The sequence below is a fragment of the Ruegeria sp. CL3 genome (assembly GCF_056536505.1).
Genome location: NZ_JBQFPT010000001.1, coordinates 22,596 through 40,230 on the forward strand (window position 1 = coordinate 22,596; position 17,635 = coordinate 40,230).

General features: G+C 58.4%; 16 protein-coding genes. 12 read left to right on the forward strand and 4 right to left on the reverse strand.

Annotation, left to right across the window (positions count from 1 at the left end):
* Positions 1 to 57 precede the first annotated feature (57 nt).
* Together ACR0NO_RS00145 and ACR0NO_RS00150 are read left to right on the forward strand one after the other, a co-directional pair.
* A complete protein-coding gene (locus tag ACR0NO_RS00145; RefSeq protein ID WP_480722545.1) occupies positions 58 to 792 on the forward strand; it encodes a GNAT family N-acetyltransferase in 735 nt (244 codons plus the stop codon).
* Positions 793 to 860: 68 nt separating this feature from the next.
* Positions 861 to 2,669 (forward strand): ABC-F family ATP-binding cassette domain-containing protein, encoded by a 1,809-nt coding sequence (locus ACR0NO_RS00150; protein WP_480722546.1) that lies wholly within the window; start codon positions 861 to 863, stop codon positions 2,667 to 2,669.
* A 43-nt stretch (positions 2,670 to 2,712) separates the two neighbouring features.
* Here the strand turns inward: ACR0NO_RS00150 and ACR0NO_RS00155 are convergent, their stop codons facing one another.
* Both ACR0NO_RS00155 and ACR0NO_RS00160 read right to left on the reverse strand, forming a co-directional pair.
* Positions 2,713 to 3,267, reverse strand: a complete 555-nt coding sequence (locus tag ACR0NO_RS00155) for a sugar O-acetyltransferase (protein ID WP_480722547.1) — start codon at positions 3,265 to 3,267, stop codon at positions 2,713 to 2,715.
* 10 nt (positions 3,268 to 3,277) lie between these two features.
* Positions 3,278 to 4,033 (reverse strand): 3-hydroxyacyl-CoA dehydrogenase, encoded by a 756-nt coding sequence (locus ACR0NO_RS00160; protein WP_480722549.1) that lies wholly within the window; start codon positions 4,031 to 4,033, stop codon positions 3,278 to 3,280.
* A gap of 199 nt (positions 4,034 to 4,232) precedes the next feature.
* Here ACR0NO_RS00160 and ACR0NO_RS00165 point away from each other — a divergent pair, with 199 nt between their 5' ends.
* Positions 4,233 to 4,973 (forward strand): hypothetical protein, encoded by a 741-nt coding sequence (locus tag ACR0NO_RS00165; RefSeq protein ID WP_480722550.1) that lies wholly within the window; start codon positions 4,233 to 4,235, stop codon positions 4,971 to 4,973.
* Positions 4,974 to 5,073: 100 nt separating this feature from the next.
* On the opposite strand, the gene ACR0NO_RS00170 is transcribed toward ACR0NO_RS00165, so the two are convergent.
* Together ACR0NO_RS00170 and tyrS are read right to left on the reverse strand one after the other, a co-directional pair.
* Positions 5,074 to 5,835, reverse strand: coding sequence for a DNA/RNA non-specific endonuclease (locus tag ACR0NO_RS00170; protein WP_480722551.1), 762 nt, complete (start codon positions 5,833 to 5,835; stop codon positions 5,074 to 5,076).
* A gap of 109 nt (positions 5,836 to 5,944) precedes the next feature.
* Positions 5,945 to 7,195 carry a tyrosine--tRNA ligase gene (gene tyrS / locus ACR0NO_RS00175; protein WP_480722552.1) on the reverse strand — a complete coding sequence of 417 codons (1,251 nt, stop codon included), beginning with the start codon at positions 7,193 to 7,195 and terminating at the stop codon, positions 5,945 to 5,947.
* 245 nt (positions 7,196 to 7,440) lie between these two features.
* Here tyrS and ACR0NO_RS00180 point away from each other — a divergent pair, with 245 nt between their 5' ends.
* From ACR0NO_RS00180 to ACR0NO_RS00220, 9 genes are all read left to right on the forward strand, one after another.
* On the forward strand, positions 7,441 to 8,562 hold the full coding sequence (locus tag ACR0NO_RS00180; RefSeq protein WP_480722553.1) for an anhydro-N-acetylmuramic acid kinase: 1,122 nt from the start codon (positions 7,441 to 7,443) through the stop codon (positions 8,560 to 8,562).
* 84 nt (positions 8,563 to 8,646) lie between these two features.
* Positions 8,647 to 8,928 (forward strand): hypothetical protein, encoded by a 282-nt coding sequence (locus tag ACR0NO_RS00185; protein ID WP_480722554.1) that lies wholly within the window; start codon positions 8,647 to 8,649, stop codon positions 8,926 to 8,928.
* 10 nt (positions 8,929 to 8,938) lie between these two features.
* Positions 8,939 to 9,400 (forward strand): hypothetical protein, encoded by a 462-nt coding sequence (locus ACR0NO_RS00190; RefSeq protein WP_480722555.1) that lies wholly within the window; start codon positions 8,939 to 8,941, stop codon positions 9,398 to 9,400.
* A gap of 341 nt (positions 9,401 to 9,741) precedes the next feature.
* Positions 9,742 to 11,034, forward strand: a complete 1,293-nt coding sequence (locus ACR0NO_RS00195) for an amidohydrolase family protein (RefSeq protein WP_480722556.1) — start codon at positions 9,742 to 9,744, stop codon at positions 11,032 to 11,034.
* A gap of 48 nt (positions 11,035 to 11,082) precedes the next feature.
* Positions 11,083 to 12,066: a BMP family protein gene (locus tag ACR0NO_RS00200; RefSeq protein WP_480722557.1), complete on the forward strand. Its 984-nt coding sequence runs from the start codon at positions 11,083 to 11,085 to the stop codon at positions 12,064 to 12,066.
* Complete coding sequence (locus tag ACR0NO_RS00205; protein WP_480722559.1) at positions 12,047 to 13,441, forward strand: amidase; 1,395 nt, start codon at positions 12,047 to 12,049, stop codon at positions 13,439 to 13,441. The genes ACR0NO_RS00200 and ACR0NO_RS00205 overlap by 20 nt, the downstream gene beginning before the upstream one ends.
* The gene (locus ACR0NO_RS00210) at positions 13,438 to 14,958 is read left to right on the forward strand and encodes an ABC transporter ATP-binding protein (RefSeq protein ID WP_480722560.1); all 1,521 of its coding nucleotides are present in this window, start codon (positions 13,438 to 13,440) and stop codon (positions 14,956 to 14,958) included. The genes ACR0NO_RS00205 and ACR0NO_RS00210 overlap by 4 nt, the downstream gene beginning before the upstream one ends.
* The gene (locus ACR0NO_RS00215; RefSeq protein WP_480722562.1) at positions 14,948 to 15,991 is read left to right on the forward strand and encodes an ABC transporter permease; all 1,044 of its coding nucleotides are present in this window, start codon (positions 14,948 to 14,950) and stop codon (positions 15,989 to 15,991) included. The genes ACR0NO_RS00210 and ACR0NO_RS00215 overlap by 11 nt, the downstream gene beginning before the upstream one ends.
* Entirely contained in the window at positions 15,988 to 16,929 is a 942-nt protein-coding gene (locus ACR0NO_RS00220) for an ABC transporter permease (RefSeq protein WP_480722563.1), read from the forward strand. Before ACR0NO_RS00215 ends, ACR0NO_RS00220 begins: the two co-directional genes overlap by 4 nt.
* Positions 16,930 to 17,635: the final 706 nt, after the last annotated feature.

Consider the following 17,635-nt stretch of genomic DNA (forward strand, 5'->3'; position numbering starts at 1 on the left):
CCGTGATAGCAGAGTCATAAGGTTGAAATCCGGTCGGCAAGGGCGGAGGATGCGGTCATGGCTGTGTTGTTGAGCAAAGGGCGCTTTCGGGCACGTCTGGCGCAGAGTGACGAAGATCTGGCGGCGGCGCAGGCGCTCCGAACGCGGGCATTTGGCACCGGCGCATTGGATGCTGACGCGTTCGATCTGGTTTGCGCCCATGTTCTGGTTGAAGATCTGCAGGACGAGGGCGCTCTGGTCTGTTGTTTCCGTATGCTGACCATGGATAGCGGGACTGAGGTCGGGCGTAGCTACTCGGCGCAGTTTTACGATCTGTCCAGCCTTGAAGGATTCTCAGGCCGTATGGTTGAGATGGGGCGGTTCTGTATCCACCCCGACTGGACAGACCCGGACATCCTACGTGTGGCGTGGGGTGCGATGACGGCCTATGTGGACCAGAACGGGATCGAGATGCTGTTTGGATGTTCCTCATTCGCAGGGACCGAGACGACCGAGTATCTGGACGCGTTCGCGATGCTCAAACACCGTCATTTGGCCCCGAAACGCTGGCTGCCGCGGGTGAAAGCGCCGGATGTGTTTCGGTTTGCGTCCAAGCTGCGTCGCAGGCCGGACGTCAAGAAAGCGATGCTGCGGATGCCGCCATTGCTGCGCACCTATCTGATGATGGGCGGCTGGGTTAGCGATCATGCGGTGGTGGATCGGCACATGAACACGTTGCACGTTTTCACCGGGTTGGAGATTGGCGCGATTCCCCCGGCCCGCAAACGGTTGCTGCGGGCAGTGGCTCGGTAACTCCGGATTTTCGACGAGAAGAAGGTGTGGGCGTTGACGCGCCAGCCCTGCCGGTTTAGCTGGCGGGCATGGCGAGAATTCCTTTGTTGCAGATGTCCGGCATTTCCCTGACGTTCGGGGGTGATCCGGTGTTTTCCGGTTTGGATCTGGTGGTCCAGCCGGGTGATCGCGTTGCGCTTGTGGGGCGCAACGGCTCGGGTAAGTCTACCTTGATGAAAGTGATGGCAGGGTTGGTTGAGGCCGATCAGGGCGAGATCGTTGTGCCTCCCGGTAAATCCGTTGGGTATATGCAGCAGGACCCGGGGATGGAGGGGTTCGCGACGCTGGGCGATTATGCCTCAAGCGGGTTGGAGCCGGGCGAGCTGTACAAGGTCGAACGCGCCGGTGAGGGCTTGAAATTCGACCCATCGCGCCCCGTTGAGACTGCCTCGGGCGGGGAACGGCGGCGGGCCGCTTTGGCCAAACTGATGGCCGAAGCGCCGGACCTGATGCTGCTGGACGAGCCGACCAACCATCTGGACATCGAAGCCATCGCTTGGCTTGAGCGCGAATTGGGCGCGGCGCGGGCCGCCTATGTGCTGATCTCGCACGACCGCGCGTTCCTGCGGGCGTTGACCCGCGCGACCCTGTGGATTGATCGCGGCATGGTGCGGCGGCAGGAGCAGGGGTTTGAGGCGTTCGAGACTTGGCGCGACAAGGTCTGGGAAGAGGAAGATCAGCAGCGGCACAAATTGAACCGTCTGATCAAGTCCGAGGCGAAATGGGCGGTCGAAGGGATCAGCGCGCGACGTAAGCGCAACCAAGGGCGGGTGCGCGCGTTGCAGGCCTTGAGGGCCGAGAAGGCGGCGCAGATCAAACGTCAGGGCTCGGCGGCTATGTCACTCGAAGCGGGCCCGAAGTCCGGTCGCAAGGTGATCGAGGCCAAGGCTTTGTCGAAAGCCTATGGCGACAAGCAGATCGTACGCGGCTTTGATCTGTTGGCGCAGCGTGGCGATCGGGTTGCTTTTGTTGGGCCGAACGGGGTGGGCAAAACCACTCTGTTGAAGATGCTGCTGGGGCAGGAGACCCCGGATGAAGGCTCTGTGACGCTGGGAACCAACCTCGAAATCGCGGTTTTTGACCAGACCCGCGCGCAGTTGGACCCTGAGATGAGCCTGTGGGACAGCCTGACCGGCGACCCCGAGATGCGGGTATCAGGCAAGGCCGATCAGGTCATGGTTGGCGGGCAGCCCAAGCATGTTGTGGGCTACCTCAAAGAGTTTCTGTTCGATGAACGCCAGGCAAGAGCAGCTGTTAAGTCCCTGTCCGGCGGGGAAAAAGCGCGCTTGCTGTTGGCGAAGCTGATGGCGAAACCGTCGAATCTACTGGTGCTGGACGAACCGACCAACGATCTGGATGTGGAAACTCTGGACCTGTTGCAAGAGCTGTTGGACGACTATGACGGCACGGTTCTGCTGGTCAGCCACGACCGGGACTTTTTGGACCGCGTTGCCACCACAACCATCGCGATGGAGGGCAATGGCCGCGCGACCGTCTATGCGGGCGGGTGGTCGGACTATATCGCTCAGCGGGGTGATCTTGCCCCTAAGAAAGAAGAGAAAACAAAAGCTTCCAAGCCAAAGGTGAAGCAGGAAGCCAAGCCAAAGTCTGGCCTGTCTTTCTCGGAAAAGCACCGGTTGGAGAAGCTCCCGGCCGAGATTGCGCGGCTGGAGGCCGAGATTGCCAAGCTGGAAGAGCTGATGGCGGACCCGGATTTGTTCACGCGCGAGCCGGTCAAGTTCCAAAAAGCCACCGAGGCGTTGGTCGAACGGCAGGAAAAACTGTCGGCCTCCGAGGAAGAGTGGCTGATGCTTGAGGAAAAGGCCGAAGGCGGGTAGCAAAAGACCCGAAACTCAGTTTCCTCAGGTTTTCAAGGTCGTCTTATGCGCTTCCCCGGATCGGGCGTGCTGGGTTGCCAACGATGGTTTCATCGGGTGCGACAGATTTGGTCACGACACTGCCCGCGCCTACAATGGCCCGGTCGCCGATTGAGACACCAGGCAGGATTACAGCGCCGCCGCCAATCCAAACATTCTCTCCAATCGTGACCGGATGCGCGACTTCAAGACCGTCTGCGCGCAGGGCGGGGTCCTTGGCGTGTTCAGCGCAGTAGATCTGGACGCTAGGTCCGAGCATTGTGTCGCTGCCGATCCTTACCGGCGCGGTATCCAATACGGTACAGCCCGCATTAAAATAGACACGATCGCCCAGAGATAGGTTGAATCCATAGGCGCAATGAAACGGGGCTTCGATGAAGCACATATGCCCAGTTTCGGCGAAAAGCGCGTGCAGCTCGGGCGCGATGGGGCCGCGATCATCCGGTTGGCATGTGTTGCGGGCGTAAACGGCGCGACGGGCGGTCTGGCGCAAGTCTTCCAGTTCCGGATCGAGGCAGGTGTACCACGTACCTGCCGCCATTTTCTGTCGCTCGCTCATGTTTTTAGGGTTAGCGCATCCTTAGAGCGCCGTCGATGCGGATGACCTCTCCGTTCAGATAGCCCATCTCGACGATGAAAGCAGCGAGGCGTCCGTATTCCTTTGGGTCCCCCAAGCGGGGTGGGTTCGGAACGTCAGCGGCCAATTGGGCTTGCACCTCTTCCGGCAGACCGGCCAGCATGGGCGTCATGAAAATGCCCGGGGCGATGGTCATCACGCGGATACCGGTTGAGGCCAGATCGCGCGCCATGGGTAGGGTCATACCAACCACGCCGCCTTTTGAGGCCGCATAGGCCGCCTGGCCCTTTTGTCCGTCGAATGCCGCGATTGAAGCGGTGTTGATGATGACTCCACGGGCCCCGTCTGCATCGGGTTCATTCAAGGCCATTTGAGCCGCAGCCAAACGGGCGACATTGAAGCTGCCCACCAGATTGATGTCGATTGTACGCTGGAACGCGTCCAGAGGGTGCGGGCCGTCGCGCCCGACGGTTTTGATACCGTCCGCAATACCAGCGCAATTCACGGCGGCAGTGATCTTGCCCATTTTGTCCGTGGCCAGCCCGACCGCTGCTGCGACCGAGGCTTCTTGGGTTACGTCGGTCTCAGTGAAATGCCCTCCGATCTCGGCGGCGACCTTCGCGCCTCGGTCTGCATCGCGATCCAGCAGCGTGACCTGAGCGCCCTGCGCGGCAAAGTGCCGGGCGGTGGCTTCGCCCAAACCGGACGCGCCGCCGGTGATGATGGCTGCGGTGTCGGACAGGTTCATGATGGGCCTCCTCGCGGGTTAATGAACATATGTTCAATAAACAGTTTAGCCGCGTCCTGTCTATAGGTTTGGCTTTGGACCCCGCGTTGGGTTCTGAAGAAATCCTCAGAAACCCTTCAGATCGGCTTCACGGAAGATCGCCAACTCGTGAATGAACAACCTGACGCGGTCGGGTGTTTTTTCGTCAGGAGGTGCTGAAATGTTAAAGAGTACAAAGCAAAAACTTGGCGCGCTTGCGATTGCGCCGTTTGTCGGGGTGTTCATGGTCGGAAGCGCAGCAGCCGTGCCTGAAACCTGTAACTGGAAAACAGCGCGTGATCTCGCCAATGCCGGAGACTACGCAGGTTTGTGCGATTGCGCGCAGGTTACGCCCAGCTTTCTGGAGCGTCTGCAGAAGCGCGCCGATTTCGAGACCACTCTCAGCGTTACAGGTGCACAATGTCCGGGATTGGCAACTTTGCTGACCGATTTGCCCACGGCGAGTGTGCAGGCCGCTTCGAACCAAGGCGAGGACAGGTCTTCTAGCGGTCCGGGCAACGGCGGCGGAGGCGGTCCGGCAGGTGACGGTGGTCCAGGCGGCGATGACGGCCCCGGTGATGGGGGCGATGGACCGGGTAACGGCGGCGATGGCCCCGGTAATGGCGGCGGCGGTGACGGCCCCGGTAACGGTGGCAATGGCGGCAACAACGGCGGTCCCGGCAACGGCAATGGAAATGGTGGAAACCCCGGAAACGGTGGCGGCAACAACGGAGGTTCAGGGCCGGGCACCGGTAACGGTGGTGGTAATAATGGTCAGGGCGGCGGTTCCGGAAACGGCGGCGGCGGCAACGGAAATGGTGGAAACAGCGGAGGCGGCAAAGGCGGTGATGGAAAAGGAGGCAGTAAAGGCGGCGACGACAAAGGCGGCGGCAAGAATGGCGGAGGAAAGGGCAAGAAGTAGCCCATCGTGACGCGGTGCCTAAACTTTGTGTAGGTCGCCAAATTCGGCGACTTACGCCAGCAAATTAATCCCCGGTTGCAGCCAGCGCCAGCTTGGCAATTTACAGCGCCAGCGGGTAGGTGACCGGTTTAGCGCCAGTCGCTTTAGGCATCTTCTTTGCTGCCGATGCCGGTAATTTCGACTTTGCGATCCGCTCGCCAGGTTTGCCGTCTTTGAAAAAGCTGTCTACCCGCCAGCTTGCTTTCAGGGTTCTCGGCAGCTTGCTCAACATGCGCGAGGTTTCCTTTGACGCACTGCTCCACCAGGGTTTCATGCCGCCGCTGCACTTTGCATGAAACCGGACGCGGACCCGGTAGCCCGAGGCATTCTCTTCTTTTCTGAAGTCCTGCAAGCTCTTGATCAGCTTGGATTCAAAGGCGCTGTAGTAGGTCGAGTTCGAGCTGGCCGACATGGGCGTCAGATTCACATTGGTGCCGGGCCCGCCAAGTTTTTCGCTTAGGATGTGGCCTTTGATGTATGTCTGTGCCTGCAGTTCCGAGTAGTCGGACAGCATCTGAATTTCTGTCAGCGCCAGAAGTTCCAAAATCTTGTCGACCGAATTTGCCTTTGCAAGCTTTTGTAGCGTCGACTTGTTGGATAGCGCCTTTTGCACCGCAGCCAGATCAATCAGGTCTTTTACATCCCAGCGCGAGTTGAACCGCTCGACAATCGCGCAATGGCCGGTAGCCGGAGAGCTTCCCTTTTGCTTCAAGCTGTCGGTTGTCAGGATGCAGGTTACTTCATCCGCGCCGGTCGAGAATTTTTCGCCCTCAAAGACAACGTCGGCGCGGCGGGAAGATGTGAATTTGTTCGCAACTACCATGTTCAAATCATACTAAAACGCTTCAATAGTCAGCAGTTTAGCATAGATTTCGGCATCATCGAAATAAGGCGCTCCGGGCGCAGGTGTTTGCGCCCGGAAACGAGAAAGATCAGCCCAGCTGAACCAGAGCGTGGCGTTTCTTGCCTGCGCTCAGTTTGATCGGAGAGGAAAGCGCGCCTGCGTCAATCATCAGGCCTGCATCCGTCAGCGGCGCATCGTCCAGCTTGGCGCCGTTTTCCGATATCAGGCGCTTGGCCTCTTTCCCGGACTTGGCCAGACCGGATTTCACGATCAACTGCACGATCGATATGCCATCGCCCAGCTCATCCGCGCTGAGCGTGAGGGTCGGAAGGTCTCCGCCAACTCCGCCTTTTTCGAACACCTCGCGCGCGGTGGCCTCGGCTTTGGCAGCGGCTTCGGCACCATGCAGAAGGGTCGTGACTTCATTGGCGAGGCGGATTTTGGCTTCGTTGATCTCGGACCCCTGCAACGCACCCATGCGCTCGCATTCATCGACCGGAAGCTCGGTGAAGATTTTTAGGAAGCGGCCTACATCGGCGTCGGTGGTGTTGCGCCAGAACTGCCAGAACTCATAAGGCGACAGCATATCGCCGTTCAGCCAGATCGCGCCGCCCTGCGATTTGCCCATCTTGCGGCCGTCGCTGGTGGTCAGCAAAGGTGTCGTCAGGCCGTAGATTTCCTGATCCAAGACGCGGCGGGTCAGGTCGATACCGTTGACGATATTGCCCCACTGATCCGAGCCACCCATTTGCAGAACGCAGCCATAGCGGCGGTTCAGCTCAAGGAAGTCGTAGGCCTGCAGGATCATGTAGTTGAATTCCAGGAAGCTCAGCGATTGTTCGCGGTCCAGCCGGGATTTCACCGACTCGAAGGACAGCATCCGGTTGACCGAGAAATGCCGCCCGATATCGCGCAGGAAATCGAGGTAGTTAAGGCTGTCGAGCCATTCCGCATTGTTCAGCATCAGCGCGCCGGTCTCGCTGTCGTCATAGGACAGGTACTTGGCGAAAACCTTCTGCATCCCGGCGATATTGGCGTCGATCTGTTCAGGACCGAGCAGGGGGCGTTCATCTGAGCGGAACGAGGGGTCGCCCACCTTGGTGGTGCCGCCGCCCATCAGGGTGATCGGCTTGTGGCCGGTCTTTTGCAGCCAACGCAGCACCATGATGTTCATCAGGTGACCCACATGCAGCGACTGCGCGGTGGCGTCATAGCCGATATAAGCTGTTTGCACCCCGTCGATCAGCGCGTCGTCAAGGCCTTGATAATCGGTGCAGTCGGCGAGAAAGCCGCGCTCGATCATCGTGGCGATGAAATCCGATTTGGGGTGGTAGGTCATATCGTGCCCTCGGGGTTACTGTTGCGGGGCACTGTATAGGCGGCGGCGTAGGGAAGGGGAAGGTGCCTTTTGTGCTGAAAAACACCTCGGGCCAGCGTCGCATGAAGGGCGCTCGGGGCAGAATTCTTTGCGGTGTGGGCGCAAGGCGCTTGCCTTGTCTGCCATAGGCGGGGCAGGTTGGCGCCGTTGCACGCTCTGATTGTTCAGAAGGCGGGTGCAACGTCTGATACAGGCAGGAGGCAGCCTTGCGGCAGTCCTACAAAATAAACGGGCCGATCCGTGCGCTTGGGGCGATGTCCGGAACGTCGATGGATGGCGTGGATGCAGCCGTGGTCGAAACCGATGGCCATCGGATCTTCAGCTTTGGTGAAACCGGCTATCGCGCCTATTCCGAGGCCGAACGCGCGGTGATCCGGGCCGCCTTGGGGCAATGGCAAGGCGCGGATGTGGAAGTCGTGGGCGAGCTGGTGACCGTGGCCCATGCTGAGGCCCTGTCTGAATTCGAAGAGGTGGATTTGATCGGCTTTCACGGCCAGACCCTTGCGCATGAACCGCGTGGGCGCGGCACCTTGCAGGTGGGCGATGGGGTCGGACTGGCGCAGGCGCTGGGTTTACCGGTTGTCTGGGACTTCCGCAGTGATGACGTGGCTTTGGGGGGCGAAGGCGCGCCTCTGGCCCCGTTCTTCCATTTCGCCTGTGCCAAATGGATCGATGCGCAGGAGCCGCTGTGTTTCCTGAACCTCGGCGGTGTCGGCAACTTGACCTATGTAGACCCGTCCTTTGATGGCCCTGAGGCACCGGGGGCGTTGCTGGCTTTTGACACCGGCCCGGCAAATGCGCCTGTCGATGATCTGATGCAGGCCCGTCTGGGCCAGCCGATGGATCGCGACGGTGCAGTGGCCCGAGGCGGCACCGTGGAAACCGGTGCACTTGAGCTGTTTCTGGCCGAACCATTCTTTGCGCGCATGCCGCCCAAATCCCTGGATCGAAACGACTTTGCCGAGATGGTACGACTGGTGCAGGAGTTGAGCGATGCAGATGCGGTTGCGACCCTGACCGCGATGTGCGCGGCAGGTGTGGCGCAGGGTATGCAGCATTGCCCGAAACCGCCCGCGCGTGTTCTGGTGACCGGCGGAGGTCGGCATAACCCCGTTTTGATGGAGATGCTGCGCGTCTCGTTGGATTGCCCGGTTGAGCCGGTCGAGGCCGTCGGGCTGGACGGCGATATGCTGGAGGCTCAGGCCTTCGCCTATCTGGCGGTCCGCGTGGCGCGGGGCTTGCCGACCTCTTGCCCCGGAACGACAGGTGTGCAGGCCTTGGTGGGCGGTGGCATTGTCAGCCGTGTCTCGGTGGATCAGGCCAGCTAAGCTGGAAACTCAGACCAAGTGGTTCAAAAGCGGGCATAAATGTGCGACGCTTGTGTAAACTTGTTTCAACAAAGGTCTTGTTTCATGGCGACAAAAGCGGAACTGGAAGCCGAACTTGAGGCGTTGCGCGCGCGAAACGCGAAGCTGGAGGAGCGCGCGGAGGCGGGTTCTGAAGAGAAGACCTCGACCAAGACGAGCGATGAGATTCGGCGATTGCTGAAAGAGCATGGCGTTGATCTATCCGGGGCCGAGGCCATGGGTGAGGATGTCGTTGCCGAGTTTGGCCGTTTGCAGAAGGACTATCCGATTACAGTTCTGCTGATTGCATTCTCGCTTGGGTATGTGGTCGGCCGAGCCAGCAGATAGAGAGGGTGAGATGAGCAGACTTAGCAGAAATCTTGTAACGATCTATCGCACGGAGCGCCTGATCGCGCGTCGTCGTCTCGCGGTGATGCAGCAGCAGACGATCCTGATGGTGCTGGCGGGTATCGCTGCGCTGGCCGGTCTGGTTGCCCTGAATGTTGCCATTTTTTTCGCACTGGACGCGTTGATGTCTTCCGCCGGTGCAGCAGCGGTACTGGCGGCCGGGAACTTGCTTTTGGCGGCGCTGCTTGTTCTGTTTGCGCGGCGGACCAATGTCGAGGATGAAATCGCCCCGGCGGTGGAAGTTCGCGACATGGCAATCGCGGACGTTGAAGACGAGATGGAAGAGATGGCCACTGAGGCGCGTGAGGTGGTTCAGGCGGTCAAAAGTATCGGGGCAAATCCGCTGGGGTCTTTGCCAGCGTTGCTGGTGCCCTTGTTGACCGCGCTTTTGAAGAACCGGGCCGAGAAATAGGGGCATGCGGGGTTGGGGGCGCTTCCAAGCCGTCGATTGCATTTTTGTTGCTACTCGCTCGCACTTGTCAATTGTGGCGAGATGCCTTGGCGCTCCTGCGCCTAGCTGAGTGCTAAGGCTATAACCGCGCTATCAAGCCAATGTGTTCAGGATAATTGGTTAGCGCGGATGGCTCCAAAGCCGCCATCCATCGATACGACGAATTGCTGCGTTCGCATTCCGCCTTGCAGGCATTCGAATTGCGTCAGACTATCCGAAGCGCTGGTTCCTGAAACACAGCAAAAAAATGTAGCATTTAATCAGAATACTTTTACCTTGTGGTCAAATTTGGGGGAAGATGAATGCTCGACATCATCATTAGACAAGCCCAACTGCCGGATGGCCGAGGGCCGTTGGATATTGCGATCAAGGGGGACCGCGTCGCAGAAATTGCCCCCAAGATCGAGGCTGAGGCGGGCGAAGTCATTGACGCGGCTGGGCGCTTGGTTTCGCCCCCGTTTACCGACCCGCACTTCCATATGGACGCGACCCTGAGCCTTGGAACGCCTCGCATGAATGTCTCGGGTACATTATTGGAAGGCATCGCGCTTTGGGGCGAATTGAAGCCCCTGCTGACACCAGAAGCAGTAATTGAACGCGCCATGCGATATTGCGACCTTGCCGTATCGCAGGGATTGCTGGCCATCCGATCGCATGTGGATGTTTCATCCACACCTTTGGTTGGCGTTGAAGCGCTGTTGGAGGTCCGCAAACAGGTCGCTCCCTATATTGATCTACAATTGGTAGCATTCCCGCAAGATGGCCTTTACCGCGCAGAGAATGCGGAAAAAAATTTGATCCAAGCCCTTGATATGGGTGTCGATGTCGTGGGCGGCATCCCGCATTTTGAGCGTACGATGTCGGAAGGTGCACGGTCGGTCAGAAGACTGGCCGAGATAGCGGCGGACCGAGGCCTGATGCTGGATTTGCATTGCGATGAAAGCGACGATCCAATGTCGCGCCACGTGGAAACCTTAGCCTATGAGACCACGCGCCTTGGACTTGGTGGGCGGGTAACGGCAAGTCATGTCACCGCGATGCACTCGTATGACAACTACTATGCATCGAAGCTCATACCTCTGATCGCAGAAAGCGGCATGAACGTGGTGCCCAACCCGCTCATCAATATAACGCTGCAAGGCCGTTCGGATACCTATCCGCGTCGTCGGGGGCTGACCCGAGTGCCCGAGCTGCGCGCGGCGGGTGTAAATGTCGCCTTCGGGCAGGATTGTACGATGGACCCATGGTATTCGCTTGGCTCCGCCGACATGTTGGAAGTGGCTCATATGGGCGTGCATGCCGTGCCGATGACATCCCGCGAGGCGATGGAGTGGGCGTTTACATCCGTGACTCAGAAAGGTGCCAAAACAATGGGCTTGCCCGACCCGACGATCCGCGAAGGCGGCCCTGCCAACATGGTTGTGCTGCAAGCGAAGGACCCGATTGAAGCAATTCGCATGAAAGCCACCCGGCTCGCCGTTATAAAAAACGGAAAAGTGCTGGCTCGCACAGAACCACGAATGGCCGCGCTGTCTTTGCCTGGCCGTCCCACGACCCTGGATCCCGCAGATTACGCGCCCAGGCCAAATACTTAGGAAGCTCAATAACAAGAAGAATTGCCACCAACAGAAGAGGATTTACCAATGAAGCTCACCACAACCCGCCGTCAATTGATGGTCGGCGCTGCGGCCACGCTGGCCCTGCCGGCTTATATCCGACGCGTGAATGCGCAATCTGCGATCCGTGTCGCCGGCGTGCACATGTCTCCGGTTGAAAATGCGTGGAACAGTCGCATTCACCTGGCGATGCAGGAAGCTGCTGCCGCTGGCCTGATAGAGTATGAGTTTTCAGAAGGTGTAGCGCCGACCGACTATCCCCGCGCGATGCGCGAATATGCCGAGGGAGGTGCGCAAATCATCTGGGGTGAATCTTACGCTGTGGAGCGTGAAGCACGCGAAGTGGCGGGTGACTACCCCGACACTGCGTTTTTGATGGGGTCTTCCGGTGGGCCAGAAGGTGACAATTTCGGTGTCTTTGGCACACGCAACCACGAGGCAGCCTATCTGGCCGGTATGCTTGCGGGACAAATGTCCGAAAGCAATGTCTATGGCTCGGTCGGTGGTTATCCGATCCCCGAGGTGAACCTTTTGATCAATGCTTTCCGCATGGGCGTAAGCGAAGTGAACCCAGACGCCAACTTCGTCAACGGCTTTATCGGTGCATGGTTCGATCCGGCCCGCGCACAGGAAGCTGCGATTGCCCAGATCGACGCGGGCGCGGACATACTGTTTGGCGAACGTATTGGCACTGCGGATGCGGCCCAAGCGCGAGGTGTAAAGGCCATCGGTTCGCTCATCGACTATACTCCACGCTACCCGGGCACGGTTTTTGCCAATGCGATCTGGAATTACGGTCCCACAATCGAGGCCATCGTGGCGGATGTTCAGGCCGGCAATCCAACAGGTCGTAACTACACGGAATATTCTTTTATGGCCCATGGCGGCAATGAACTGATCTATGTCGCCGATGAAGTGCCAGCCGACGCCATCCCGGGGATGGAGGCCAAACAGGCCGCGATTCAATCCGGTGAATGGGACGTTCCGATTGATGAAAGCGAGCCCTCCTGATCAAGAGGGTCTTGACGTGACCGATGCCACGGCTCTTGCAGCTGCCATCACGGCAGGGCAGATTTCTGCCTGCGAACTGATGGAATCCAGTCTTGCCGCCTGCCACGCACGGGCGGATTTGGGGGCCGTTGTATATCTGGACGAAGAAATGGCCCGCGATGGGGCAAAGGTGGCAGACGCATTGCCACCAGACCAGCGCGGGCCATTTCATGGGGTTCCCTTTTTGGTGAAAGACCTAGGGGGTTCCGCAAAAGGGCTGCCGGCGGCGGCAGGATCTGGGGCAATCCGTGCGAGATGTCATAGACCCGAAAGCGACAGCCACCTGCTACAACGCCTTCGCCGAACTGGCCTAATCCCTTTCGGTTTGACCGCAACACCGCCGTTTGGCCTTTCACTGACATGCGAACCTGATGGCGCGGCTGTGACCCGTAATCCATGGAACCCCGCACTGACACCCGGTGGTTCGTCCGGCGGCGCCGCAGCTGCGGTTGCAGCTGGTATTGTTGCAATTGCTCATGCCACGGATGCAGCCGGGTCAATCAGGGTTCCGGCTGCGTGCTGCGGCTTGACCGGACTCAAGCCTTCTCGTGGCGCGGTGCCCGGAGGCCCTAATTTTGCCAATCACCTGATGGGCATAGCGTCTGAGCTGGTCCTTGCGCGGTCGGTCCGCGATGTGAAGACCGCCTTTGACGCGGTAGCCCAGCCCATGGCCCCGGTATATCTGCCAGAACGCCCCCGTGTCGCATTGGCATTACCGGAGCGATGCGGTGCCGACCAGTGCAAGGCCGCGAAAAGTGCTGCCGACGCGCTGCGCGATGCAGGCTGTGAGGTGTGCGATATTCCTGCCTTCGACCAACTTGGGGATGAGGCTCACGCAATCGCCAGAGCCATACTCGCTGTTTCCTTGGCCGAGTGGCTGACTGCGCTCAGGATAACTGATGATGAGATTCCACCACTTGCCGCAGCCATGGCTGCCGAGGGCCGTGCGACGTCCGCCACGGCGCTTTTTGCGGCCTCGCGACAACTCGCACGTCTGACAAATCGATCTCGTAAGCTTTTTAAGTCTGCCGATGCTGTCCTGATGCCGATCCTCTCGTCTGCGCCGCCCGTTGTTGGCGCTTTGGATCTGTCCGGGTCCTCCCCAGACGATCACATGGCGCGGCTCGAGGCTTTTGCCCCGAACGCAGCACTTGCAAATGTAGCGGGCTTGTCAGCTTTGGCGCTGCCTTTTGGCATGGCAAATGGTCTTCCAATCGGCGTTCAGCTGATTGGTCCCCCCGGCTCGGATTTAGCGCTGCTGAAACTTGGCGCACTTATCGAAGCCCGCGCGCCCGCAATCCCTTTTCCACACGCAATCGCAGGCCTGACCACATGACCAAGGTTCTGGAACTAAACGGTATAACCAAGCATTTCGGAACACTCACCGCCAATGATGATGTGACCCTCACACTAGAAAAAGGTGAAATTCTTGCTCTTCTGGGCGAAAATGGTGCGGGTAAGACCACGCTAATGAATATCCTGTTCGGCCATTACGCAGCCGACGAAGGCTCGGTCAGGGTGTTTGGCAAAGAGCTGCCCCCGGGTCAACCACGCGCCGCGATCGAGGTGGGTGTGGGAATGGTACACCAACACTTCACGCTTGCGGGCAACCTCACGGTTCTTGAAAACGTAATGCTGGGTTCCGAACCGCTGACGCGCACGCGTTCCGCTCGTGGTGAGGCACGCAAGAAACTATTGCAGATTTCAGAGCGGTTCGGCCTGCCTGTAAACCCAGAGGCCAAGGTTCGTTCGCTATCTGTTGGTGAACGACAAAGAGTCGAGATTCTGAAAGCGCTCTATCGCGACGCGCGTATTTTGATATTGGATGAACCTACTGCGGTTCTGGCCCGGCCCGAAGCGATGCGCCTGTTCGAGACGCTGCGCGATATGACGAAAGAAGGTCTCTCACTGATCTTCATCAGCCACAAGCTGCATGAGGTCATGGCAGCCTCTGACCGTGTGGCGGTGCTTCGTGGCGGCAGGATGGTCGCGGAACGCAAAACACCCGAAACCACTCCAGAAGAGTTGGCGGAACTGATGGTTGGCCGCAAGGTCGAGCGTCCTGTGCGTCAAGACCATGAGATTGGAGCGCCAGTCCTGATCGCAAAGGATGTGAGCGTAGAAGAAGATGGTGAATTGCGGCTGGATGATATGTCGTTCGCTGTCCATGCCGGTGAAATCCTTGGTATCGTTGGCGTATCAGGCAATGGTCAGTCTTCCCTCGGAGCGCTGCTGTCAGGATTGGCACACCCGAGTACGGGTCAGTTAACACTTTTGGACGAAGATATCGGCCATCTGGGTCCGCGCGGCATGATCCGCGCGGGGGCAGGCAGGGTGCCTGAAGACCGGCATGCAGAAGGCGTTGTGGGCGAATTGAGTTTGTGGGAAAACGCGGTGCTTGAGCGCTTGCGCACACCGGAATTTTCGCACCGCGGCTTTGTTCGACAACGCGCCGCCCGGGATTACACTGCAGGGCTGATCGAACGTTTTGATATCCGTGGCGCCAGCCCCGATACGCGAACAAGGCTGCTGTCCGGCGGCAATATGCAAAAGCTGATCCTTGGCCGGGTTCTGACCAACGGGCCGCGCTTTGTGCTCGCAAACCAGCCAACGCGTGGTCTTGATGAAGGGGCAATTGCTTCGGTTCATGCCGAGCTTTTGGCAGCACGGGCCGAAGGTGCCGCAATCCTGCTCATCTCAGAAGAATTGGAAGAAGCTGTAGCCCTGTCAGACCGAATACAGGCCATCGTAAAAGGTCGCTTGTCAGAACCGATATCGGCGGATGAAGCCAACCCACAACGCCTTGGCCTGATGATGGCAGGTGTCTGGAAGGAAAATGATGATGCGGCTTGAACGACGCTCACATGTGCCGCTGCACCTCGCGATTTTTGCACCTCTGGCCGCGATCTTTACTGCATTGCTTTTGGCCGCAGGTCTCATCGCTGCTGCTGATGTAGATCCGCTAACGGCTTATGGCGAAATGGTGAATGGCGCATTCGGCTCGCGCCTTTCCATCGCCGAAATGCTGACCCGCGCCACTCCTCTTATATTTACGGGGCTTGCCGCAGCTGTCGCCTTCAGAGCGCGGCTTTGGAACATCGGGGGCGAGGGACAGTTCTTTGTTGGGGCGCTAATCACCGCTTGGATCGGTCATTCACTCGGAGTTCCAGGGTGGATAGGTATTCCGATCTTGATGTTGGCAGGCATGGCGGCAGGCGCGGCCCTGTTGGCAGGGCCTGCCTTTCTACGCTTGCGTTTCGGCGTAGATGAGGTGGTGACAACCCTGCTGCTCAACTTCATCGTGATCCTTTTCGTTGGCCTCATGATTGAGGGTCCTATGCGCGATCCGCTGGCCTTTGGGTGGCCCTCTTCGGTGCCCGTAGACGGTGAATACCGCCTTCCGGATCTGATCCCCCGTACACGTCTCCATATCGGGCTGCTTGTTGCTATCGCTGCGGCAGGTGCTGTTTGGCTGATCCTTGCGCGCACTGTTTTTGGTGCTGAAACACGAGCTGCAGGCTTAAACGCCAGTGCCGCTGCTTTTGCCGGAATTTCCCTGCCCCGAACGATCATGGGTGTGGCCCTGCTTTCGGGCGCGCTGGCTGGGCTTGCCGGGTCAGTCGAAGTCATGGGGGTCACTGCGGGTGTCACCACCACTATGAGCCCCGGATTTGGTTATGCAGGCATTGTCGTCGCCATGCTCGCCGCTTTGCATCCGGCCGGAGTGGTCGCTGCCGCTGTTTTCGTCGCCACCGTCTTTGTCGGGGCCGACGCCATGAGCCGTGCGACGGGTGTTCCCAGTTTCATTGCCGATGTGATTGTGGCGCTTTGCCTACTCACCATGATCGTGGCCCTTCTTTTCACAACCTACCGGGTGCGCAGATGAGTGATGCAATTGACCTGCTGCTGAATACCAGTCTTTGGGCTTCCGTGCTGCGTATTGCGACACCGCTCATATTTGGTGTTCTGGGTGCGTTGCTTTGCGAACGTTCGGGCGTGCTTAATCTGGGAATCGAGGGGATCATGACCATGGGGGCGATGAGCGGTTGGCTTGTCGTCTACATGGGAGCACCATTGCTTGCAGGCCTCATTTTTGCAGCGTTTTGCGGCGCGGTGATGGGATTGCTTCATGCCATGCTGACAGTTCCACTAGGGCTTTCGCAACACGTCTCAGGGCTGGGCATAACGCTTTTTGCATCCGCTTTAGCCTATTACTTGTACAGGTTGCTTGTTGAGGTGGGAGATTTGCCCCCTACGATCGAGGCTTTTAAGCCGCTCGATATTCCGGTCCTGTCAGATCTTCCCGTTTTGGGACCGATCCTTTTTAACCAAGCTTTGCCGACCTATCTGGCGCTCGCTGCGGTGGTTGTGATGGCCTATGTTCTTGCCCGCACGCCCTTGGGGTTGGCTATTCGTATGACCGGAGAGAACCCTCATGCGGTTGAGGCGCAGGGGCTGAACCCGATCCGTATCCGTATCGGCGCAGTTGTTGTCGGGTCGGCTTTGATGGCGGTCGGCGGAGCCTTCCTGACCACAACAGCGTTCAACAGCTTTTTCCCGGGCATGGTGCAAGGGCGCGGTTGGATCTGCATCGCATTGGTAGTTTTCGCTAGCTGGCGGCCCGGTAAGGCTTTGATTGGCGCGATGTTGTTCGCTTTCTTCGATGCCTACCAACTGCGATTACAGACAACGGTTGAGGGTGTGCCATATCAATTGTTCCTTATGGCGCCGTATGTACTTTCGATCGTTGCGCTCATCCTTGTCGCCCGCAGAGCCGAAGTCCCCGCGGCATTGATGGCACCCTACCGACGCGGCGAACGTTAGTGGCATAGTTTCAAACATATTGGCTAGAATACGAAAAAATCATCAAAATAGCCATCTACTCGACCAGATGACGAAGCGCTGCGCACAAGACCAAAATCACAATCCGGAATTCTCTGCACAATATCTATATTTTCAGTTTCCGGTGTCATTCAGTCGCGCAGATTGAAATCCGAACTAAAGATCACTTGAATGCCTGCCCCCGACTATTCGGCCTGACAAGCTCGCGCTCGCGGCGAATGGACGGTTTCCGCCCTTCGATGAATGCTGCGCTAATCGCATTGGTCGCTTTAGGGTTCGAACCAAACCTTCTATGCAGCTGACGCAAATGGCTGCCTTGGGCCGATTTTTACGTTCGCGCTTGGCCCATGCCCGAGAGATCACAATCAGGAGTGATAACTTCTCGAGTAAAACTGAAAGTAAAGCTATAGAAGGCGCCAAAGGGTGCTGCCAAGTCGTCGATTGCACATTTGGTTGGCACCATATTGCACTTGTCAATTGTGGCCAAATACCTTGGCGCGGCCGCACAAAGCTGAGTGCCTAGGCGATAACCACGCTATCAAGCAAATGTGTTTAGAATATTTGGACGGCGCGGACTGCTCCTAGAGCTGATTGGCTATTGCCGTGGCGAACGTCAGCTTAGAGCCCAAAGTGGACAAACTTCTGTGCTGAATTTGTTGCTCCAACCTAGGCTCTTGAAAAACTATCA

Coding starts and splice junctions, on each gene's coding strand:
- ACR0NO_RS00145 (WP_480722545.1), top strand. CDS start 58: ATGGCTGTGTTGTTGAGCAAAGGGCGCTTTCGGGCACGTCTGGCGCAG.
- ACR0NO_RS00150 (WP_480722546.1), top strand. CDS start 861: ATGGCGAGAATTCCTTTGTTGCAGATGTCCGGCATTTCCCTGACGTTC.
- ACR0NO_RS00155 (WP_480722547.1), bottom strand. CDS start 3,267: ATGAGCGAGCGACAGAAAATGGCGGCAGGTACGTGGTACACCTGCCTC.
- ACR0NO_RS00160 (WP_480722549.1), bottom strand. CDS start 4,033: ATGAACCTGTCCGACACCGCAGCCATCATCACCGGCGGCGCGTCCGGT.
- ACR0NO_RS00165 (WP_480722550.1), top strand. CDS start 4,233: ATGTTAAAGAGTACAAAGCAAAAACTTGGCGCGCTTGCGATTGCGCCG.
- ACR0NO_RS00170 (WP_480722551.1), bottom strand. CDS start 5,835: ATGGTAGTTGCGAACAAATTCACATCTTCCCGCCGCGCCGACGTTGTC.
- tyrS (WP_480722552.1), bottom strand. CDS start 7,195: ATGACCTACCACCCCAAATCGGATTTCATCGCCACGATGATCGAGCGC.
- ACR0NO_RS00185 (WP_480722554.1), top strand. CDS start 8,647: ATGGCGACAAAAGCGGAACTGGAAGCCGAACTTGAGGCGTTGCGCGCG.
- ACR0NO_RS00190 (WP_480722555.1), top strand. CDS start 8,939: ATGAGCAGACTTAGCAGAAATCTTGTAACGATCTATCGCACGGAGCGC.
- ACR0NO_RS00195 (WP_480722556.1), top strand. CDS start 9,742: ATGCTCGACATCATCATTAGACAAGCCCAACTGCCGGATGGCCGAGGG.
- ACR0NO_RS00200 (WP_480722557.1), top strand. CDS start 11,083: ATGAAGCTCACCACAACCCGCCGTCAATTGATGGTCGGCGCTGCGGCC.
- ACR0NO_RS00205 (WP_480722559.1), top strand. CDS start 12,047: ATGAAAGCGAGCCCTCCTGATCAAGAGGGTCTTGACGTGACCGATGCC.
- ACR0NO_RS00210 (WP_480722560.1), top strand. CDS start 13,438: ATGACCAAGGTTCTGGAACTAAACGGTATAACCAAGCATTTCGGAACA.
- ACR0NO_RS00215 (WP_480722562.1), top strand. CDS start 14,948: ATGCGGCTTGAACGACGCTCACATGTGCCGCTGCACCTCGCGATTTTT.
- ACR0NO_RS00220 (WP_480722563.1), top strand. CDS start 15,988: ATGAGTGATGCAATTGACCTGCTGCTGAATACCAGTCTTTGGGCTTCC.